The organism is Nonomuraea guangzhouensis (assembly GCF_019396345.1).
In the GTDB taxonomy this organism is placed as follows: Bacteria; Actinomycetota; Actinomycetes; order Streptosporangiales; family Streptosporangiaceae; genus Nonomuraea; species Nonomuraea guangzhouensis.
Genome location: NZ_JAHKRM010000015.1, coordinates 125,211 through 144,572, shown reverse-complemented (window position 1 = coordinate 144,572; position 19,362 = coordinate 125,211). Strand labels below are relative to the sequence as shown.

Genomic DNA, 19,362 nt, shown 5'->3' with positions numbered 1-19,362 from the left:
GACTAGCCCGGGATGAGACCCTGGTCGCCCAGCATCTCCCGGACCTCCTCGATCGAGGCGTCCGCGGGGGGAAGGATCAGCTCTGACGGCTCAAGGCTGTCGTCGGGAAGCGACTTGCCCACGTGGCGAACCTTGTCGAGCAGGGCGTGCAGCTTGACCCGGAAGCTCGCCTCGTCGCCGGACTCGATGGCCGACTCGAGCTCGCTGTCGAGCTCGTTCAGCACCGCGATGTCCTCGGCCGAGATCTCGACCTGCCCCTCGCCCATGATTCTGACGATCATGCGCCCTCCCCAGGCTGGCGCAACTGCTGCGTCTGCGACTGAGGCTGCTGCTGCGGCGCGGCCTGCTGGCCACCCTGACCCGGCTCGATGGCGCTCTTCGGCGCGGGACCCTGGCCGAGCTCGGCCTTCATCCGGGCCAGCTCCAGCTCCACGTCCATGCCGCCGCCCATGCGGTCGAGCTCCATCTGGATGTCGTCGCCGCGGGTGCCGCTGTAGTCATCGAGCGCGCCGCTGGCCAGCAGCTCGTCGATGGCGCCGGCGCGGGCCTGCATCTGCGCGGTCTTGTCCTCGGCCCGCTGGATCGCGAGACCGACGTCGCCCATCTCCTCGGAGATGCCGGAGAAGGCCTCATTGATGCGCGTCTGCGCCTCGGCCGCGGTATAGGTCGCCTTGATCGTCTCCTTCTTCGTACGGAAGGAGTCGACCTTGGCCTGCAGCCGCTGGGAAGCCGTGGTGAGCTTCTCCTCCTCGGCCTGCAGGTTGTCATGCTGGATCTTCAGGTCGGCCATCTGCGACTGCAGATTGGACCGACGCTGCAGGGCCTCACGGGCCAGGTCCTCGCGCCCGACGGACAGCGCCTTGCGGCCCTGCTCCTCATAACGCCTGGCCTGCTGTTCGAGACCGTTGACCTGCAGCTCCACGCGCTTGCGCGAGGTGGCGACGTCCGCCACGCCCCGGCGTACCTTCTGCAGCAACTCGAGCTGCCGCTGATAGGAGTAGTCGAGGGTCTCGCGCGGATCCTCCATTTTGTCCAGGGCCTTGTTGGCCTTGGACTTGAAGATCATCGAAAGTCTCTTCATCACGCTCATGCGCGTCGGCCGTCCCCTTCTTAGGTCGTGCTGGTGTTCACCCAGTGCAGCGCAGCCGCCTTGGGATTACCCTACGCATAACGCACGGGGGCGTCACTAAGTTGCCGTCCAGGTAGGGTTGACGTTGTGTTGCGACGCCGTTCCCAAACCTCCGTGGACGACACCCCCGTCCCCATTGACGATCCTAAGCCCCAGGGCAAGGGTCGTCCCACACCCAAGCGCCGGGACGCGGAAGGCAGACGGCGCCAGCCGGTCACCGCGCCCAAGGACCGCAAAGAGGCCTATCGGCAGGCCAAGGCCAAACAGAACTCCGAGCGTGAGCGGGCCCGGCAGGGCATGCTCGCGGGCGACGAGCGCTACTTCCCGGCCCGCGACAAGGGCCCGGCGCGTAAGTTCGCGCGCGACTGGGTCGACTCGCGGCGGCTGCCGAGCCAGTACTTCCTGCCGTTCTCGCTGGTGATCCTGCTGGCGACCTGGATCCCGTGGCCGGCCGACATCAGGCCGCTGGTGCTGGGCTACGTGATCACGATCGGCTGGCCGATCATGATGATCGGCGTGCTCTTCACCTCGATCTTCGTGGCCTGGCGGGTCAAGAAGCTGGTGGCGGAGAAGCATCCCAAGGAGAGCCTGCGTGGCGTCGGCTTCTACGCCGCGATGCGGGCCCTGCAGATCCGCAAGCTGCGCTTCCCGCCGCCCGCGGTGCTGCCGGGCGGCAAGCCGGTGCCGCCGAAGAAGTGACGCCGTCTCAGCCGGCCCGCTCCCAGCGCAGTGTTCCGCGCACCACGCGCGGCCGTGTGCCGTCGACCGTCCCGCCCTGCTCCAGGGCGTCGGCGGTGGCGCGCAGCAGCGCGTCATAGGAGGGCAGGTCCGACGTGCTCAGCATGCCCTCCTGCGCCACGTCCCACGACAGGGATCCTGTTTCCGAGTCGATCAGGCCGTAGCCCTCGTCATAGCGGTCCTGGAACGGGATCAGCACGCCGGAGAACTCCGCCCCGGGCTCGGGCCCCAGGTTGGTGGGGTCCTCCTGGCACATCTGCCGCCAGGCGTCGCGGATCTGCCTGGTCGACAGCTGCGAACCGTACCCGGGGCCGAAGCCCTTCGCGCCGTTGTGACGCAGCAGCGAGGCGCGCAGGCTGTCGGGGAAGTCGATCCCCATCTGGGACTCGGCGACGGCGATCGTCCTGGCCCGGCCCGGACGGCCCAGCGTCGCGTACGTCCTGGGCGCCTTGGCCTTCAGCCACCGTTCGATGCGCCGCCACTGCCGGTCGACCGCGCGCCTCACCTGCGGGTCAAGCGGCCGCACGGTGACCGGGCGCCGCTCGGGGTGACAGGCCGGATCGGGTACGACGGGCGGAGGCGTCCAGGACACGTAGTCGGGAGTGGGCTCGGGGCCGGCCGTCATGGCCGGCTGCCTCCCTGAGTCGCGGAACATCTCTCCGAGAGGGTCCTCCTCCCGGTCGTGGATCGGCATGCCCATGAGGACGAACACCCCGAAGACGACCGCGATCAGCGCGCCCACTCCGAACAGCGCCACCACCGGCCTGGACCTCCCGCGCCCCGCGTAACGGGCCAGATCCGCCCTGGTCGAGCGCCCCTGGAGGGGCTCGGGGCCGGTCGGCTCCGGTTCCGTCTCCGTCCTATGGGCTCGGCGGCGCAGCCGTACCGCGATCGCGGTCAGGATGGCCGCGGTCAGCGCCATCCGTACGAGCTTCAGCACGTCGCGCACCCTATCCCGAAATAGATCACCCCATATGACCGCCTAAGGTCGGATCTATGGAATTCCGTACCCTTGGTCGCAGCGGTCTCAAGGTCAGCGAGATCAGCTACGGCAACTGGCTCACCCATGGCTCCCAGGTCGAGGAGGACGCCGCCAAGCAGTGTGTGCAGGCGGCGCTCGACGAAGGCATCACCACGTTCGACACCGCCGATGTCTATGCCGGCACCAAGGCCGAATCGGTGCTCGGCAGGGCGCTGAAGGGCGTACGCAGGGAGTCGCTGGAGATCTTCACCAAGGTCTACTGGCCGACCGGCCCCGGGGTGAACGACCGCGGCCTGTCCCGCAAGCACATCACCGAGTCCATCCACGGGTCGCTGCGGCGGCTGCAGACCGACTACGTCGACCTGTACCAGGCGCACCGCTTCGACTATGAGACGCCGCTGGAGGAGACGCTCAAGACCTTCGACGATCTCGTACGGCAGGGCAAGGTCCTCTACGTCGGCGTCAGCGAGTGGACGGCCGGCCAGATCGGCCAGGCGCTGAAGATCGCCGACGACATGGGCTTCGACCGGATCGTGTCGAACCAGCCGCAGTACTCGGCGCTCTGGCGGGTCATCGAGCCGGAGATCGTGCCGCTCAGCGAGCGCGAGGGCGTCAGCCAGATCGTCTGGTCGCCCATCGCGCAGGGCGTACTGACCGGCAAGTACGTGCCCGGCCAGGCCCTTCCTGAGGGCTCCAGGGCGACCGACACGGCCGGCGGCGCCGACATGATCTCCCGCTTCATGAACGACGACGTGCTCGGCCGCGTACAGGAGCTCAAGCCGATCGCCGCCGACCTGGGCCTGACCATGGCTCAGCTGGCGGTCGCGTGGGTGCTGCAGAACCCGAACGTCGCCAGCGCCATCGTCGGCGCCTCCCGCCCCGAGCAGGTGCGCGACAACGTCAAGGCGGTCGGCGTCAAGCTCGACTCCGGCGTGCTGGAGCGGATCGACACCGTTCTCGGCCCGGTGATCGAGCGTGACCCCACCAAGACGGCCAGCCCGCCGAAGCGCCCATAACCCCTCGGGCAGCGAAAACCCCTTGAGCGACAATGACGCTCAAGGGGTTTTTCCTTTCTCCTGCCCTCACTCCGGACGCAATGACAATCCCGTGTATTCGACCCGGTCCTCGTCGAGCAGCGCCACCTGCTCGACGCCGGATTCCAGCAGCTCACCCCAGTTCTCGCCAAGCCAGGACTCCGCGTCCGCCTGGCTCGGAAAAACTTCTCGCGGCAAAGGGCGATCCGTTACCTCACCACCATTTGCATTTTCATAACGCCACCGCCATGTCATGCCATACGCTCCTTCTCCGCGGGTTCGCCGACGCACCCTCCGACGGCACTGGAACCTTACTCCCGAGCTTGGAGCTCGATCGATGCCGCGCGCATGTCGTGTGACGCCGTGAGCCGCCCTCTCCCCCCCCAACGACCCCGTGCCCGGGCTCCCGATCCCGACGCCGCACGCCTGTGGGGCGTCCGGCGGGGCGACGTCACCGTGACCACCCACCGCCGCCCCCGAACCCCGTCCCTCCAGGGCCCTCAGCCCGTCGAGAGCCACCCCCGCACCCCAACTCCCTGACCCGCTGAGAGCCCCAGATCAAACCGCGACCCCGCACCCCAATCCCAAAGGCCATCAGCCCGCTCAGAGCCGCAGTTCGGGCGGCGAGCCGGAGGTGCCGGGGTCTATGGGCTTTGTACGCTCAACCCAGTGAAACTCTTTCTCGCCGGTACAGCGGCCACCACCGGCTGGCCCGAGCCGGGCTGCCCGTGCGCCTCGTGCGCCGGTCTCCCCGCCGGCCACCGCCGGCCGTTCGAGCTCGTGGTCGACGGTCTGGTGCGCTTCCCGTTCGACGACGTGCCGCGCGGCTACCAGATCCTCGCCGACGGTCACGGGCTGGAGGGTCCTGACGGCACCCGTCTGCTGTACGCGCCTCAGGACATGGCGGCGACCCCGGACGTCCCGTACGACGTCGTGCTGGTCGATCCGCTCGATCGGCCCGAGCGGATCGGGCTGCTCCGGCGGGCGGGGCTGGTGGCCGACCGTACCCAGGTGGTGGCTGTCGGGCTGGACCACCGGGTCAGGTCCGAGGAGGAGCTGTCACGGCGGCTCGCCTTGTGGCGTGTACAGGGCGTACCGGACGGAACGACGCTCGACACCGCCCTCCCCGCGCCCTCCGCTCAAGAGCAGCCGAGACGGGCCCTGCTGCTGGGCGGTTCCCGGTCGGGCAAGTCGGCCGAGGCCGAGCTGCGGCTGGCCGCCGACCCGTACGTCACCTATGTCGCCACCGGCTCGCGTGGCGAAGGGGACGGCGAGTGGGCGGCGCGGGTGCGGGCCCACCGGGAGCGGCGGCCCGCCCACTGGGCGACGGTGGAGACCACCGACCTGGCGGGGACGATCCGCGCGGCCACGACGCCGCTGCTGGTCGACGGGCTGGGTACGTGGCTGGCGGCGGTGTTCGACGAGCACGGCGCCTGGGACGGCGACCGGGCGCCGGTGGACGGGCGCTGCGATGAGCTGGAGGCGGCGTGGCGGGGTACGAGCCGGCGCATCGTGGCCGTGTCGGACGAGGTGGGCATGGGGGTGGTGCCCGCGACGGCCAGCGGGCGGGCGTTCAGGGACGCGCTGGGGCGTCTCAACGAATGCCTCGCCGCCGAGTCCGAAGACGTCGCCCTCGTCGTCGCCGGACGCCTCCTGCGCCTGTGACCCATGGGGTACGCGCGGCGACTCCCCCGGCGCGACACCAATGTCCCGCCGGACCGCCTCCGTCTCGGCGGACCGCCTTCGTCCCGCCAGACCGCCCTCCGCCCCGCTGGACCGCCCTCCGTCTCGCCGGACCGCCGACACATCGCGGAGTCGTCGACGTCTCGCTGGTCGGCCGCTCGCGCGCCCCGTCAGCGTCCCACTGGGCCCTAGTGGCGGATGGCTCTGGCGTACCAGCGGCCGTCCATGCGGTCGACGTGCAGGGGGCGGCCGAAGCAGTCGGACAGGTTCGCCGGGGTGAGGACGTCCGTGACCGGGCCGGCCGCCAGGACGCGTGCTTCACGCATGAGCATGGCGTGCGTGGTCGTGGCGGGCACCTCCTCCAGGCGGTGGGTCACCGTCACGGTGGTGAGCACCGGCCTGGTCATCGCCAGGTCCTCCACCGTCTCGATGAGGTCCTCACGGGCCGGCAGGTCGAGGCCGGCGAACGGTTCGTCGAGCAGCAGCACCGCCGGGTCCGACATGAGCGACCTGGCCACCCTGATCCTGGCCCGCTCGCCCTGGGAGCACACCCGGAACAGGCGGTCGGCCAGGCCCTTGCAGCCCACGTCCCCCAGCAGCCGCAACGCGCGATCCCGCTCGGCCTCGCCGTAGCGGTCCCAGAGGGGGGCGCTGGTGCCCGTGTGGCCGGTGAGCACCACGGTGAGGGCGGTGGCGCCCTCCTCCTCCAGGAGTTCCTCGTCGATCAGCCGCTGGCTGGAGGCCACCAGGCCGATGTGGCGCCGCAGCGAACGCACGTCGGCCCGGCCGAGCCGGTGGCCGAGGATGCTGGCCGTACCCTCTGTCGGGTGCCGTATCGCGGCGGCCAGCGAGAGCAGCGTCGTCTTGCCGGCACCGTTGGGCCCGAGCACGGCCCAGTGCTCGCCGTACTCCACTCGCCAGTCGACCGCACTCAGCAGCGACTTGCCGGCGACCCGGACGCCTACGCCTTCGAGTTCAACAACGTGCATCCGGCCACCCTAGTGGCCGCCCCCGACCGCGATCAGCGTCCGATGGATGGGGGTATTTCGATTTTTTACGGCCAGCCCGGTGAGCCCCACCCGCCATACGGGGCCGGCGTCCGTCCAGGGGCACGCTCCTCCGGTTCACGGGGCCGGGCACCGTAACGTGCGTCTTCTTGGCCCCGGTCCGTGGCCGGGCCGACAACCGTGGGGGGAACTGGAGTGATGGACGGGACGCGGTTCGCTGTGGGGACGCTGAGTGTCTTTCCGGTCCGGGTGACACGCGTCGATCGTGCGGTCGCGGGGCGGGCGATGGTGCTGGCTCCGGTTCTTGGGCTGGTGCTGGGTCTGGTGAGCTGTTGGCCGTTGCTGCTGCCCGGGCCGCCGTTGCTGGGTGCGGGGCTCGCGGTCGGGCTGCTGGCCGTACTGACGCGGGGGCTGCATCTGGACGGGCTGGCGGATCTCGCGGACGGGCTGGGCAGTGGGAGACCTGCTCCTCAGGCGCTCGACATCATGAAAAAGTCGGATATTGGGCCGTTTGGCGTGATGACGCTGGTGCTGGTGCTGGTCGTCCAGGTGGCCGCGCTGTCCGGGCTCGGGCCGGCCGCTCTGGTGACCGCCTGCGTGACCGGCCGGTTGGCGCTCACCTGGGCCTGCCGGTCAACCGTCCCCGCCGCCCGTCCCGACGGGCTCGGGGCACTGGTCGCGGGCACGGTACGGCCAGGCGCGGCCTGGGCGGCCACCGGCACGGTCCTGGCGGCGGCCGCGGCCCTGGGCGCGGCGGCCGACCACGGACTCGGTTGGACGGGGCTCGGCTCGGCGACCAGCCACGGACTCGGCCTGATGGGGCTCAGCTCGGTGGCGGTACACCGGCTGGTCTATGTGCTCCCTCTCGGCGTGGCCGCCGGGCTCGGGGCGGCGCTGTTCCTGCTCCGGCATGTCCGGCGGCGCCTGGGCGGCGTCACGGGTGACGTGCTGGGGGCGCTCGTCGAGACCGCCACGACCGCCACGCTCACCGTCTGCGCCCTGTTCGGCTGACCGGCGCCGCCTGCCGGACGACCGGGGTCCGGCCGCGCCGGACGATTGAGGTCCGGCGTCGTACAGCCGAGATCCGGCCGCGCCGTACGGCCGAGGTCTCGGCCGCCGTACCGGAAGACGCCCCGCTCCGCCGTACCCCGGAGAACCTCACGCCCCCACGGGAGGCCGCTCGGCGATGAGGGCGTTGATCAGCGCCGCACCCCGCTCGGCGTCGTCGACGCTCACGGCGAGTTGCCCGCCGGAGCGGTAGCGGATGATCAGGCACTCGCCACCCCGGAGCATGATGGTGGCGCTGCCCGGCAGCCCGCGTATGCCCCAGCCTCCGACCTGGCTCGGATACCGCACCTCGGACCACGCCCTGTCGATCTTCGACAGGCGGATGCGCCGCACCGGCCAGCCCAGCGGCCCGAACCCGATCGCCAGCCCGTCCCCGGTGACCCGGGCGGTGAGCGACGAGGTGAGCAGCCCCGCGAACAGGACGATGACCAGCCCGGTCAGCGTGCTCCCTGCGGCGCCGTCCGCCACGACACCGGTCAGCAGCAGCACGCTGATCACGGCCAGGGCGACGACCACGGCCGTGGTCACGGCGATCAGCCAGGGATTGGTGATGCGGCTGACCCACACCGAGCGTTGCCCCGGCCGCAGCCGCAGCCGAGGCGGCTCCTCGTCCTCGGGCGGGCGCTGGTCGGCGTGGCCAGCGGTTCGGGCAGCCGGTCGCGCAGCGCCAGCGGAGCCGCGACCAGCGCGGCACTGACGATCAGCCCCCACGCGGCGGCGGCGAATCGGGGGATCATGGCAGCTCCTCCAGCATCGTGATGAGGTCTTCGCGGCGGTAGCCGAGCCTCATGGCCTCTTCCAGGAGTTCGCGGGCCCGCTGCAGGAGCAGGGCCCGCCCGTCGGCGCGGCCCGCGACACTGACGCCGCGCCCCCGCCGGAACTCCAGCAGCCCCTCATCGCGCAGGTCACGCAGGGCGCGCAGCACCGTGTTGGGATTGATGCCGAGCGCCTCGGCCAGGTCGCGGGCGGGTGGCAGCCGGTCGCCCGGCACGTACGAGCCCTCGCCGATGGCCCGGCGGATCGCGCCGGCCACCTGCTCGTGCAGAGGACGCGTGTCGTTGAGGTCCAGAGTCAGCAACATGGTGCTAATGACACTAGCACCATGTCTTCATGTTTACGCGTCGAGGATTGGTGGGATGAACCCCTGTTTGTGAGTACCTCGAAACCCTGGATAGCATCGGTTTACGTGACCACTGTGCGGCTGAACTCAGCAGATCCAGTCTCTTTCGACACCGACGCGCTGATCGTCGGTTTCCGGTCCGGCCCCGAAGGCCCCCGCCCTGCTACGGGCGCCGAGTCTCTCGACGCGGCCTTCGGCGGCAGACTCGCCGCCTCGCTCACCGCCATCGGCTTCTCCGGCAAGCCCGGGGAGCTCGCCAAGGTGCCCGTGTTCGGCGCTCTCGCCGCTCCGCTGCTGGTCGCGGTGGGTCTCGGTGACTCCGCCGACGCCGAGGCACTGCGCCGCGCCGCGGGCGCCGCCGTACGCTCCCTCGCCGGCACGGCCCGCGCCGCCCTGGTCCTGCCCACCGAATCGGCCGAAGCGGCCGAGGCCGTGGCGCTGGGCGCGCTGCTGGGCGCGTACGGCTTCTCCCGCTACCGCACGAACGGCGACTCGAAGGAGCCCGTGGGCGAGCTCACCGTGCTCACGAGCGACGGGTCCGACGAGATCGCCGGACGCGCCACCGTGCTGGCCGAGTCGGTCACACTCGTCCGCGACCTGGTCAACACGCCGCCCTCCGACCTGTGGCCGGCCAAGTTCGCCGAGATCGCCGAGCAGCGTGGCGGCGAGGCCGGGCTGAGCGTCGAGGTGCTCGACGACAAGCAGCTCAAGGACGGCGGCTACGGCGGCCTCATCGGTGTCGGCCAGGGATCCGCCAACCCGCCGCGCCTGGTCCGCCTGTCCTACAGCCACCCCGAGGCCACCAAGACGCTGGCGTTCGTGGGCAAGGGCATCACGTTCGACTCCGGTGGCCTGTCACTCAAGCCGTCGGCCTCCATGGACTGGATGAAGTCCGACATGGGCGGCGCGGGCGCGGTCCTGGGCGCCCTGATCGGCATCGCCCGGCTCGCCCCGCAGGTGAACGTCGTCGGCTACCTCTGCCTGGCCGAGAACCTCCCCAGCGGCACCGCGCAGCGCCCCTCCGACGTCATCCACAGCTACAGCGGCAAGACCGTCGAGGTGCTCGACACCGACGCCGAAGGCCGCCTGGTCCTCATGGACGGCATCGCGCGCGCCGCCGAGGACTCCCCCGACCTGATCGTCGACGTGGCCACCCTCACCGGCGCGCAGATCGTCGCGCTCGGCTGGCGCACGGCCGGCGTGATGGCCAACGACGACGCGGTGCGCGAGCTGGTCGTCGAGGTGGCGGGCGCCGCGGGCGAGGGCGCCTGGGGCATGCCGCTGCCCGAGGAGCTGCGTAAGGGCCTCGACTCCCCCATCGCGGACATCGCCAACCTCCAGCCCGAGCGCTGGGGCAGCATGCTGGCCGCGGGCATTTTCCTGAAGGAGTTCGTGCCGGACGGGGTGCGCTGGGCGCACATCGACATGGCCGGACCCGCGTTCAACAAGGGCGAGCCGCACGGCTACACGCCGAAGGGCGGCACGGGGGCCATCACCCGCACGCTCATCGGACTGGCCGAGCGGCACGCGAGCATCTGAAACAAATGAAAAGATGACGGCATCACGAACACCCCGACAAGGAGCCTGACTGTGGCCTACGACATCGTCGTCCTGGGAGGCGGCAGTGGCGGATACGCCTGCGCGCTACGGGCGGCTGAGCTGGGCAAGACGGTCGCCCTGATCGAGAAGGACAAGATCGGCGGCACCTGCCTGCACAGGGGATGCATCCCCACCAAGGCCTTGCTGCACTCGGCCGAGGTCGCCGACGAGACCCGCGAGAGCGAGACGTTCGGCGTCAAGGCGCGTTTCGACGGCATCGACGTGCCGGGCGTCCACGCCTTCAAGGACAAGATCGTCACCCGTGCCTGGAAGGGCGTGCAGGGCCTGCTCAAGGGCGCCGGCGTGACGATCGTCGAAGGCGAGGGCCGCCTGGTCGGATCGCACCGGATCCAGGTCGGCTCCGAGGTGTACGAGGGCCGCAACATCGTCCTGGCCACCGGTTCCGCGCCCAAGACGCTGCCCGGGCTGGAGATCGACGGTGAGCGCGTGATCACCAGCGAGCACACCCTGAAGATGGACCGCGTGCCCGCCTCGGTGATCGTGCTGGGCGGCGGCGTCATCGGCGTCGAGCTGGCCAGCGTCTACCGCTCGTTCGGCGCCGAGGTCACGATCGTCGAGGCGCTGCCCCACCTGCTGCCGACCGAGGAGGAGTCGAGCTCCAAGCTGCTGGAGCGCGCCTTCCGCCGCCGCGGCATCAAGTACGAGCTGGGTGTCTTCTTCGAGGGTGTCAAGACCACCGACACCGGCGTGGTCGTCACGCTCGCCAACGGCAAGACCCTCGACGCCGAGCTGCTGCTGGTCGCGGTCGGCCGCGGCGCCGTCTCGGCCGGGATGGGCTTCGAGGAGCAGGGCATCAGGATCGAGCGCGGCGCGGTCGTCGTCGACGAGCACTGCCAGACCTCGGTCTCCGGCGTCTACGCGATCGGTGACCTGATCCCGACCCTCCAGCTGGCCCACGCCGGGTTCGCCGAGGGCATCATGGTGGCCGAGCACATCGCCGGGCTCAACCCGCCCGCCATCGACTACGCGGGCGTGCCGCGGATCACCTACTCCGACCCCGAGGTCGCCTCGGTCGGCATCACGTCCGCGCAGGCCGCCGAGCGCGGCATCGAGATCGTCGAACAGGTCTACGACCTCGCGGGCAACCCCAAGAGCCAGATCCTCGGCACCGCGGGCGCCGTCAAGGTCATCGCCCAGAAGGACGGACCCGTCGTGGGCGTTCACATGGTGGGCCGCCGCATCGGCGAGCTCGTGACCGAGGGTCAGCTCATCTACAACTGGGAGGCTCTGCCCGCAGAGGTCGCCCAGCTCATCCACGCACACCCGACCCAGTCCGAGGCAGTCGGTGAGGCGATGCTGGCCCTGGCCGGCAAGCCGTTGCACGTACACAACTAGTCCAAGCCCTCGAGATCAGAACGCGAGAGAAGATAACGATGCCGGTCTCTGTACAGATGCCCCAGCTCGGCGAGAGCGTCACCGAGGGCACGGTAACCCGTTGGCTGAAGAAGGAAGGCGAGCGCGTCGAGGCCGACGAGCCGCTCCTCGAGGTGTCGACCGACAAGGTCGACACCGAGATCCCGTCGCCGTCCGCCGGTGTGCTCACCAAGATCGTCGTGGCTGAGGACGAAACCGTCGAGGTCGGCGCGGAGCTCGCCGTCATCGACGAGAACGGCCAGGCCGGCGGCGCCTCGGCGCAGCAGGCCGCCCCGGCCCCCGCCGCGCAGCCCGAGCCGCAGCCGGAGCCCGAGCCCACCCCGGCTCCCGCCCCGGTCTCCTCGATCCCGCAGCCCGCCCCTGCCCCGGCCCCGGCTCCGGCTCCGGCCCCCGCGCCGGCTCCGGTGCAGCAGGCCCCGGCCGCTCCGGCGCCCGTTCAGCAGGTGCCGGCCCCCTCCGAGCCGACCCCGCTGCCGGCCTCGGGCGAGAGCCCCTACGTGACGCCGCTGGTGCGCAAGCTCGCCAACGAGCACGGGGTCGACCTCGACTCGATCAGCGGCACCGGCGTGGGCGGTCGCATCCGCAAGCAGGACGTCCTGGAGGCCGCCAAGTCGCAGCGTGAGCAGGTCGCCGCCCCGGCGCCCGCCGTCGCTGCCCAGGCTCCTGCCGCCGCACCCGCTCAGGCCGCGCCGGCCCCGGCCGCCGCCCCCGAGCCCGTCGTGGTCGACACCACGCTGCGCGGCCGTACGGAGAAGATGTCGCGGCTGCGTCAGACCATGTCCAAGCGGCTGGTCGAGTCGCTGCAGACCGCGGCCCAGCTCACCACGGTCGTCGAGGTCGACGTCACCAAGATCTCCCGGCTGCGTGACCGGGCCAAGGCCGACTTCCTGCGCCGTGAGGGCGTCAAGCTGTCGTTCATGCCGTTCTTCGAGATGGCGGCCATCGAGGCGCTCAAGCAGCACCCGAAGCTCAACGCCACCATCAACAACGAGACCATGGAGGTCACCTACTTCGACGTCGAGCACCTGGGCATCGCGGTCGACACCGAGCGCGGCCTGATCGCGGCGGTCATCAAGAACGCCGGCGACCTCAACCTGGCCGGCCTCGCCCGCAAGACCGCCGACCTGGCCGAGCGCACCCGCGCCAACAAGGTGACGCCCGACGAGATCACCGGCGGCACCTTCACGCTGACCAACACCGGCAGCCGCGGCGCCCTGTTCGACACGCCGATCCTGAACCAGCCGCAGGTCGGCATGCTCGGCACCGGCGCGGTCGTGAAGCGTCCCGTCGTGATCGACACCGCTGAGGGCGAGGTCATCGCGGTGCGCTCGATGGTGTACTTGGCGCTGACGTACGACCACCGCCTCGTCGACGGTGCGGACGCGGCCCGCTTCCTGACGACCGTGAAGCGTCGCCTGGAAGAGGGGCGCTTCGAGGCCCAGCTGGGTCTCGCGTAGTTCATGCGCGCCAGGGCCGAGGATTGATCACCTTCCTCGGCCCTGGCCCACGTGGTCGACCGTCTGATGCCCGCCCCGCCACAACGGGCTTCGCTTTTCGGCGCTTCGCGCTTTCGCAAGCTCAGGCGGCCTTCTGCCATTCGATCTCTTCCCGCCTCAGGCATCGGATCCCACCAGCGCTCTTGGCGACAGCGGCATGAGCGCCGTACGACACTGGCCGGGCGTCGTCACCGCTTCGCTCACCGCGACCGCGACCGTGATGCCCGGGTTCGCCGTCGGCGCGCTGGCGCCTTCCATCGAGGCCGACCTGCGCATCTCGACGACCACCGTGGGCCTGGCGATGAGTGCCTTCTACGGCGCGACCGCGCTGGGCTCGCCACTCGCCAAGCGGGTGGCGGCCCGGCTGCCGATCCCGGTGACGCTCACCGCCGCGTCCGTCCTCTCCTCGGCCACCATGTTGCTCGCCGCGCAGGTCACCTCGGCCGTAGCCCTCTTCGCGATCCTGCTGGCCGGCGGGCTTGGCAACGGCCTCGTCCAGCCCGCCGCGAGCCGCTTCATCGCCGAACGCAGCCCGTCCCGCCGCCGCTCGCTGGCGGCCGGGATGGTGGGCGCCGCCACCCTCGTGCCTGGGCTGCTGGTCGCCTTCGTCGTCCAGCCGTACGGCTGGCGCGCGGCCCTGATGATCGCCGCACTGCTGGCCCTGGTGCCCGCCGCGCTGGCACCGCTCGCCAGAGGAGGCCCCTCCGCGCGGGCCGCCCGGCCCCTAGCGGCCCTTTGGGGCGCCTGAGGATCCGGAGGCGTGACCGGTAAGCGCCTCCGTCAGGTGATCTTCGGTGCCGCCCGCATGCCGAAATACACGTACGGCGTGCCATCCGGAAGCGTCCCGAACACCAGTGGCAGCCACGGCGCGCTGACGGGGCCGATGCCGGGCATCGCGAGCACCGTGTCGGACACCGCCACCAGGTCGGTCTCCATCGGCGGCGCGTAGCCGGCCATCGGGCCGGTCAGCTGCAACCGCAGGCGCGGCGCACCATCTCGCTCGCCGATCGTGAGGCGCACGCCTTCGCGTTCGTACGTGCCCGCGAGCGCGGCGACGTCGACCGGCGGCGGTTCCGCGGCGGGAGCGAAGACGCCGGGCATCCGCACCCCGGCCAGCTCACCGAGCAGTTCCTGGAACAGGTCGACGAACAGGCCGGTCGCGCCGCCGCCATTGGTCAGCAGCGCGGCGACGACGCCACTGCCAGGCACGACACGCAGGTACGAGAACTGCCCCCCGGCGGCGCCGTCATGACCGTAGCCGGCGACACCGTCCCAGTCGTACAGCGCCCATCCGTGGCCCCATCCGGCCGCCATGAACGACCATCCGTCCAGGCAGTCGACCACGCGGCGGCGCATCGTCGCCGCCGACTCGGCGGACAGCACGCGCGTGCCGTCGGGCGCGGTACCGCCGTCGAGATGCATCCGCGCGAAGCGGACGACGTCGGCGGCGGTGATGAGGACGCGCCCGTACGGCCCGGCCGAGCGCGGCAACATGTCCCATACGGGTGCCGGCTCCGGGTCCTTTCCCAGCTCGCCGACATGGCTCATCGCCACCCGGAACCGCAGCGCCTCCTCCGGCAAGGTCATCGAATGTTCGAGGCCGAGCGGCGCCAGCACCCGGTCGCGCAACGCGTCGTCCCAGGTCTGACCGGTGACCACCTCCACGATTCGGCCGAGAATCGCGTACCCGGTGCTGCAGTAGGAGACGACGGTCCCCGGCGGGCAATCCTGGCCCACGCTCGCGCACGCCGCCACGTAGCGGGCGAGGCAGTCGTCCCCGCGACCGCTGTCGTGGGGGAAGTCCCCGGCGATCCCGCTGGTATGGCTGAGCAGCTGCCCGATCGTCACGCTCCTCGTGACCTCGTCATCGGCGACCGCGAAGCCCGGCAGGACGTCGGCGACCCTGCTGTCGAGCCGCAGCTCACCGGAGTCGACGAGCTGCATCACCAGCGTCGCCGTGTACACCTTGGCGATCGAACCGGACTGGAACACCGAGTCCGTGGTCACCTCCACACCGGTCCCCCGGTGCAGCACACCGCCGGCCAGCTCATGGATTCGCCCGCCGGCCAGCACCGCCAGGGCGGCCCCCGGCACGTGGTGGGCGGCGCGCAGCTCATCAAGCCTCGCCTGCCAGCGGTCGGCGTCGAATGGCGATGACGGCATGAGGACGGCTCCTTTCAGATGAAGCGCCGTACAGTGTTCGGCGCTCCGCACACTGTACGGAGGAAGAACATCGTTGGGCAAGCCGTACACTGTTCGGACGGGATCGTCGTGAGGGAGAACGCATGCCGGCCGACAAACAGCCGTACCCGTCGGTGTGGGCTCGTCCGCAGCGGCGACGGCCTGAGCAGCAGCAGCCGCTGAGCCGGGAGCAGATCGTGTCCGCGGCGCTCGAACTGCTGGATGCCGAAGGCATCAACGCCCTGAGCATGCGCAAGCTCGGCATCCGGCTGAACGCCGGGGCCACGTCGATGTACACGCACGTGGCCAACAAGGACGAGCTGCTCGAACTACTCGTCGACCAGGTCTACGGCGAGGTCGAGGCGCCGGCCGCCGACGACCCCGCGGGCTGGCGGGCGGCCATCACCCGCTACGCCCACAGCCTCCGGGCCACGGTCCTGCGCCACCCCTGGATCGTCTCCGTGCTCGGTGAGACGGGCGTGGCCTATCTGGGGCCGAACGTGATGCGGCAGAACGAGGCCGTCCTCGCCGCGTTCGAGCAGGGGGGCTTCACCCTGGAAGCGGCCGATCGGGCCCTGAACACGGTCGTGGCCTACGTCATCGGGGTGTCGACCGGCGAGGCCGCCTGGTTGACCACACTCGCCCGCAGCGGCCAGACCGAGCAGGAATGGGCCGCCAGCCTATGGCCGGCCGCCGAACAGGCCGTACAGGATTATCCGCGGCTGCGAAAGCTGTACGCCGCCCAGCGAAACCAGGACTTGAGCGCCGCCCGCGACGACGAGTTCGCCGGCGGACTCGCCTGCGTCCTGCATGGCCTGGCCGCTCACTTCTCCCCTGCGGAAGGTTCGGGATAGCCCAGCATCAGCATCACGCCGAGGCCGTCGGCGGGGTCTTGGTCACCCCCAGCAGCGGCAGCCACACCTCGTCCACGATCTCGACGATCGAGTCCGCCGGCACCGCGCGCATCGTCATGAACGTGTCATGGCGCACCAGGTCCAACGGCAGGTTCACCACGCGAGACGGACGCGGCACGTCGGGCAGCCCGCCACGCTGGTGGCGGGCGCCGATGTCCGCTACGACATGGGCGAGAATCACCCCGCCGCGCCCACCGGCTGGTTCGTGCCACCCATCGACCTGACCACCCGCGACGGACGCGAACGACGCCTCGCCGAGGTCCTGCGCGACGCCCGCCCCCTGCCTCTCGACCTCACCGGCGGGAACGACCTCGCCGCGTGACCGCGACCGCCGACGACGCCCCGGCACCCGCGTTGCTCATCCGGCCCGACGGCTACGTCGCCTGGGCAGGCGCGGACCTCGACGACCTGAAGGCAGCCCCCACCCGCTGGTTCAGCCCAGGCTGAGGCCACGACCCACAAGGCGGGTCCGCCCTCCGGAGTAGCGGGAGGCGGGCCGTTCGCATGGCGGGGTGTCAGTAGGGGAAGACCGGGTACCCGTGGTAGCCGCCGCCGACGCAGGTGCGTCCGGTCGGGCTCAGCCAGTCAGGAACGACCACACCACCGGCGAACACGCACGTGGCGACGGTGATGTACTCGCGGGTGGCGGCGGCCTGAGCCGTCGCGGCGAAGCCGAGTGTCAGCGCGCCCGCGGCGGCTACGGAGACGAGGGTGACTACCAGACGACGCATGTGGACTCCCATTACATAGAGTCATCGAATAATCGCTGATGGTTTCCTCTGGCATTGCCCGCCAAACGGTGGCGAGCCCTCCACGATCACACGACTTGGCCGCGGCCCCCGGCCCGCTGGTGGAGCGCGGTGTGCAGGGTGGCTGTGGCCATAGCGATGGCGCCGTCGGCGGCGTCAGCTGGTGGTGGTGACGAGGTAGACGTCGCTGCCGGCGACGTGGCCGAGCAGTTCCTCGACGCGATCACCGGGGAGCGCGATCACCAGGCTCGTACGTGGCTCGCCGCCGGACAGGTCGAGGACGGTGACGCCGGGGAAGGTGAGGGATTCCGCCTTTTCCTCCAATGTGGCGGGCGGGAGCACGAGGCGCAGCGTGGCCGTCGTGCCCCGGGCGGCCGCGTCGGCGTAGAGATGGCCGGGGCCCGGGCGGAGGGTGATGACGGTCTTGCCGTCGACGGCGCCGCTGGGCAGACGAGGGCCCAGGGCTTCCGGAGGCACCTGCTTGCTCTCCTCGATCTGGCGCAGCACATACCGGCCTGCCGCGCCGGCCGCGGACGGGCCCTTTACGTCGGTGGCGGCGAGGACCTGATACGGGTGCAGCGTGCGCGCGGCCACCCAGCCGCCCGGCGATCGGACGGCCAGGTTGCCCGCGACGACGAGGATCCCCGCGACGGCCGCCACGGCCACCAGCCACGGGCCCAACCGCGGCGGTCTCGCCTTCCGCCCACCCTCTGAGGCACTCAACGAAGCGCCGGCCGTAGGTGCAAGGTCGTCGAGCGGGCGGTCCCGCGGAGCCGCGGGGTCCGGAACAGGCTCGGTGGGCTTCGGAGCGGGCTCGGTGGCCCTCAGGACGGGTCCGGAGGGGTCCAAAAGGGGCTGCGTGGACTCCGAGGCGTGCCCAGTGACCGGGTAGCCGAGGCTGGTGGCGTGTTCGCTGTCGGCCGCCCCGACCGCCCAGAGCTTGTCCAGCTGCCGCCACTGCTCCGGCTCGCCACGGTACTCGGCGGGCCGCCGCAGCCCCATCGTGTCCAGCAACGTCCACCGATACACGTCGAACGCCGAACGGAACAACTCCCCGTACGGCTCAGCGGCACGCACCGCCCCCCGATACCCCCACCACGCGACCACCAGCCCGCCCCAGCAGCACCCCAGCGCCCAGTACCACGGCAGCAGCAACGCCCCGAGCACCCCGCCCACCAGCGAGAACGCCAGCCCCAGCCCGCTCACCGTGACCATGAGGTCGAGATCTCCCGCGGCCGCCGCGAACGTCTGCCGAAAGGTGTCCGGCAGCGTCGCGTACAGGCGCGGCCACGCCGTCACCCCTTCGATGCCGTACCTGTCGCGGCTGTGGTCCTCGGCCCCCCGCAGGATGTTGCCCAGCACGGTCGGCATCAGCCGGGACTCGTCCACGGGGTACAGGGGGCCCCGCTGGTCATCGGATGCCATGAACCGCAGCCGGCACCGCTCGGCCAACCACTCGCCGTACGGCAGGCCGTCCCAGTAACCCTCATAGAGCCGGATCAGCCCGGCCCGCCGTACGGCGACGAGCTGGCTGATCAGCAGCGCGCCCGCGAGGACCAGCCCCGACAGGACGACCTGCACCTCCGCGCCGAGCCCCGACCACCAGCGCGCCGCTGTGGCCCAGCCCACGCCCCCGACGGCGACCGCGGCCAGGGCGCTCAAGAAGGCCAGCAGCGGCAGGAACGTCGTGGTGAGCAACCTGCGGTCGACCACCCCCGACGCCGCTTCGACGAGTCCGCCCATGTCAGGCGCTCCAGTAGGGGACGAAGGCGTGATCCCCGTGCTGGCACGTGTAGGCGGTCGCCTGGCTGAAGCGGCGGAAGGTGTTCGTCGCACCGCAGGTCTTGCACTGGATGCGGCTGGGGCCGGGAGCGGCCCGCCTGCCGTGGGGCTGCGCGTCGCCGAGCTGCCGTCCGGCGACGAGGCGGGAGGCGGTGTCGCGGACGATCTCCGCCTTGATCGCCTCGGCGCTGACCACGCCCACGACGTCCTTCCCTCGTACGATCACCAGGCCGGGTGTGCCGGACACCAGTGCATGCAGCAGGTCGGCCGAGTCGAGCACATCGCCGAACGGAGTGTCCGCCTCGACGACGCAGGCCGGTCCCCGCTCGCCCGCGCCGGAGAGCCCGGCGGGCTCACCGTCCGGCCCGAGCAGGACCGTGAACCCCGGCCCGTCCAGGACCGTGAACCCCGGCCCACCGTCCGCCACCTCGGCGACGGTGAAGTCACCGGTCATCAACTCCTCGACCGGCCGTTGCCGCTCCACG

At 71.1% G+C, this 19,362-nt stretch carries 23 protein-coding genes; 11 read left to right on the top strand and 12 right to left on the bottom strand.

Going from position 1 to position 19,362, the window contains the following annotated elements; translation table 11 throughout:
* Nucleotides 1-2 precede the first annotated feature (2 nt).
* Together pspAA and KME78_RS29995 are read right to left on the bottom strand one after the other, a co-directional pair.
* Complete coding sequence (gene pspAA, locus KME78_RS30000; protein ID WP_219532749.1) at nt 3-281, bottom strand: PspA-associated protein PspAA; 279 nt, start codon at nt 279-281, stop codon at nt 3-5.
* A complete protein-coding gene (locus KME78_RS29995; RefSeq protein WP_219532748.1) occupies nt 278-1,090 on the bottom strand; it encodes a PspA/IM30 family protein in 813 nt (270 codons plus the stop codon). The genes pspAA and KME78_RS29995 overlap by 4 nt, the downstream gene beginning before the upstream one ends.
* A gap of 153 nt (nt 1,091-1,243) precedes the next feature.
* Here KME78_RS29995 and KME78_RS29990 point away from each other — a divergent pair, with 153 nt between their 5' ends.
* A complete protein-coding gene (locus KME78_RS29990) occupies nt 1,244-1,828 on the top strand; it encodes a DUF3043 domain-containing protein (protein WP_308127187.1) in 585 nt (194 codons plus the stop codon).
* Between the two features lie 7 nt (nt 1,829-1,835).
* Here the strand turns inward: KME78_RS29990 and KME78_RS29985 are convergent, their stop codons facing one another.
* Complete coding sequence (locus KME78_RS29985) at nt 1,836-2,807, bottom strand: SMI1/KNR4 family protein (RefSeq protein ID WP_219532747.1); 972 nt, start codon at nt 2,805-2,807, stop codon at nt 1,836-1,838.
* Between the two features lie 56 nt (nt 2,808-2,863).
* Between KME78_RS29985 and KME78_RS29980 the strand changes: the two genes are divergently transcribed.
* Entirely contained in the window at nt 2,864-3,865 is a 1,002-nt protein-coding gene (locus KME78_RS29980) for an aldo/keto reductase family protein (RefSeq protein WP_219532746.1), read from the top strand.
* A 66-nt stretch (nt 3,866-3,931) separates the two neighbouring features.
* On the opposite strand, the gene KME78_RS29975 is transcribed toward KME78_RS29980, so the two are convergent.
* Complete coding sequence (locus KME78_RS29975) at nt 3,932-4,138, bottom strand: hypothetical protein (RefSeq protein ID WP_214637851.1); 207 nt, start codon at nt 4,136-4,138, stop codon at nt 3,932-3,934.
* Between the two features lie 414 nt (nt 4,139-4,552).
* Here KME78_RS29975 and KME78_RS29970 point away from each other — a divergent pair, with 414 nt between their 5' ends.
* On the top strand, nt 4,553-5,548 hold the full coding sequence (locus KME78_RS29970; RefSeq protein WP_219532745.1) for a bifunctional adenosylcobinamide kinase/adenosylcobinamide-phosphate guanylyltransferase: 996 nt from the start codon (nt 4,553-4,555) through the stop codon (nt 5,546-5,548).
* Nucleotides 5,549-5,754: 206 nt separating this feature from the next.
* Here the strand turns inward: KME78_RS29970 and KME78_RS29965 are convergent, their stop codons facing one another.
* Complete coding sequence (locus KME78_RS29965; RefSeq protein ID WP_219532744.1) at nt 5,755-6,555, bottom strand: ABC transporter ATP-binding protein; 801 nt, start codon at nt 6,553-6,555, stop codon at nt 5,755-5,757.
* Nucleotides 6,556-6,771: 216 nt separating this feature from the next.
* Between KME78_RS29965 and KME78_RS29960 the strand changes: the two genes are divergently transcribed.
* A complete protein-coding gene (locus KME78_RS29960; RefSeq protein WP_219532743.1) occupies nt 6,772-7,584 on the top strand; it encodes an adenosylcobinamide-GDP ribazoletransferase in 813 nt (270 codons plus the stop codon).
* Nucleotides 7,585-7,731: 147 nt separating this feature from the next.
* On the opposite strand, the gene KME78_RS29955 is transcribed toward KME78_RS29960, so the two are convergent.
* From KME78_RS29955 to KME78_RS29945, 3 genes are read right to left on the bottom strand one after another with little or no spacing between them, the layout of a single operon-like run.
* A complete protein-coding gene (locus tag KME78_RS29955) occupies nt 7,732-8,208 on the bottom strand; it encodes a hypothetical protein (protein WP_219532742.1) in 477 nt (158 codons plus the stop codon).
* Complete coding sequence (locus KME78_RS29950) at nt 8,175-8,378, bottom strand: hypothetical protein (RefSeq protein WP_219532741.1); 204 nt, start codon at nt 8,376-8,378, stop codon at nt 8,175-8,177. The genes KME78_RS29955 and KME78_RS29950 overlap by 34 nt, the downstream gene beginning before the upstream one ends.
* Nucleotides 8,375-8,722: a GntR family transcriptional regulator gene (locus tag KME78_RS29945; RefSeq protein WP_219532740.1), complete on the bottom strand. Its 348-nt coding sequence runs from the start codon at nt 8,720-8,722 to the stop codon at nt 8,375-8,377. The genes KME78_RS29950 and KME78_RS29945 overlap by 4 nt, the downstream gene beginning before the upstream one ends.
* A gap of 105 nt (nt 8,723-8,827) precedes the next feature.
* Between KME78_RS29945 and KME78_RS29940 the strand changes: the two genes are divergently transcribed.
* The 4 genes from KME78_RS29940 to KME78_RS29925 all read left to right on the top strand — a co-directional run bounded on the left by KME78_RS29940 (nt 8,828) and on the right by KME78_RS29925 (nt 13,999).
* The gene (locus KME78_RS29940) at nt 8,828-10,300 is read left to right on the top strand and encodes a leucyl aminopeptidase (protein WP_308127186.1); all 1,473 of its coding nucleotides are present in this window, start codon (nt 8,828-8,830) and stop codon (nt 10,298-10,300) included.
* 51 nt (nt 10,301-10,351) lie between these two features.
* A complete protein-coding gene (gene lpdA / locus KME78_RS29935; protein WP_219532738.1) occupies nt 10,352-11,716 on the top strand; it encodes a dihydrolipoyl dehydrogenase in 1,365 nt (454 codons plus the stop codon).
* A gap of 38 nt (nt 11,717-11,754) precedes the next feature.
* Complete coding sequence (sucB, locus tag KME78_RS29930; RefSeq protein ID WP_219532737.1) at nt 11,755-13,212, top strand: 2-oxoglutarate dehydrogenase, E2 component, dihydrolipoamide succinyltransferase; 1,458 nt, start codon at nt 11,755-11,757, stop codon at nt 13,210-13,212.
* Nucleotides 13,213-13,408: 196 nt separating this feature from the next.
* Nucleotides 13,409-13,999, top strand: a complete 591-nt coding sequence (locus KME78_RS29925) for an MFS transporter (RefSeq protein ID WP_219532736.1) — start codon at nt 13,409-13,411, stop codon at nt 13,997-13,999.
* 32 nt (nt 14,000-14,031) lie between these two features.
* Here KME78_RS29925 and KME78_RS29920 read toward each other — a convergent pair whose 3' ends face one another.
* Nucleotides 14,032-15,414, bottom strand: coding sequence for a serine hydrolase domain-containing protein (locus KME78_RS29920; RefSeq protein ID WP_219532735.1), 1,383 nt, complete (start codon nt 15,412-15,414; stop codon nt 14,032-14,034).
* 122 nt (nt 15,415-15,536) lie between these two features.
* Between KME78_RS29920 and KME78_RS29915 the strand changes: the two genes are divergently transcribed.
* From KME78_RS29915 to KME78_RS66390, 3 genes are all read left to right on the top strand, one after another.
* Nucleotides 15,537-16,286: a TetR/AcrR family transcriptional regulator gene (locus KME78_RS29915; protein ID WP_219532734.1), complete on the top strand. Its 750-nt coding sequence runs from the start codon at nt 15,537-15,539 to the stop codon at nt 16,284-16,286.
* Between the two features lie 127 nt (nt 16,287-16,413).
* Complete coding sequence (locus KME78_RS29910; RefSeq protein ID WP_219532733.1) at nt 16,414-16,668, top strand: hypothetical protein; 255 nt, start codon at nt 16,414-16,416, stop codon at nt 16,666-16,668.
* The gene (locus tag KME78_RS66390; RefSeq protein ID WP_281428900.1) at nt 16,665-16,793 is read left to right on the top strand and encodes an aromatic-ring hydroxylase C-terminal domain-containing protein; all 129 of its coding nucleotides are present in this window, start codon (nt 16,665-16,667) and stop codon (nt 16,791-16,793) included. Before KME78_RS29910 ends, KME78_RS66390 begins: the two co-directional genes overlap by 4 nt.
* Nucleotides 16,794-16,861: 68 nt before the next feature.
* On the opposite strand, the gene KME78_RS29905 is transcribed toward KME78_RS66390, so the two are convergent.
* The 3 genes from KME78_RS29905 to KME78_RS29895 form a co-directional block, all read right to left on the bottom strand.
* Nucleotides 16,862-17,077, bottom strand: a complete 216-nt coding sequence (locus KME78_RS29905; RefSeq protein WP_219532732.1) for a hypothetical protein — start codon at nt 17,075-17,077, stop codon at nt 16,862-16,864.
* Between the two features lie 174 nt (nt 17,078-17,251).
* The gene (locus KME78_RS29900) at nt 17,252-18,838 is read right to left on the bottom strand and encodes a hypothetical protein (protein WP_219532731.1); all 1,587 of its coding nucleotides are present in this window, start codon (nt 18,836-18,838) and stop codon (nt 17,252-17,254) included.
* 1 nt (nt 18,839) lies between these two features.
* Entirely contained in the window at nt 18,840-19,361 is a 522-nt protein-coding gene (locus KME78_RS29895; RefSeq protein ID WP_219532730.1) for a hypothetical protein, read from the bottom strand.
* Nucleotide 19,362 lies beyond the last annotated feature (1 nt).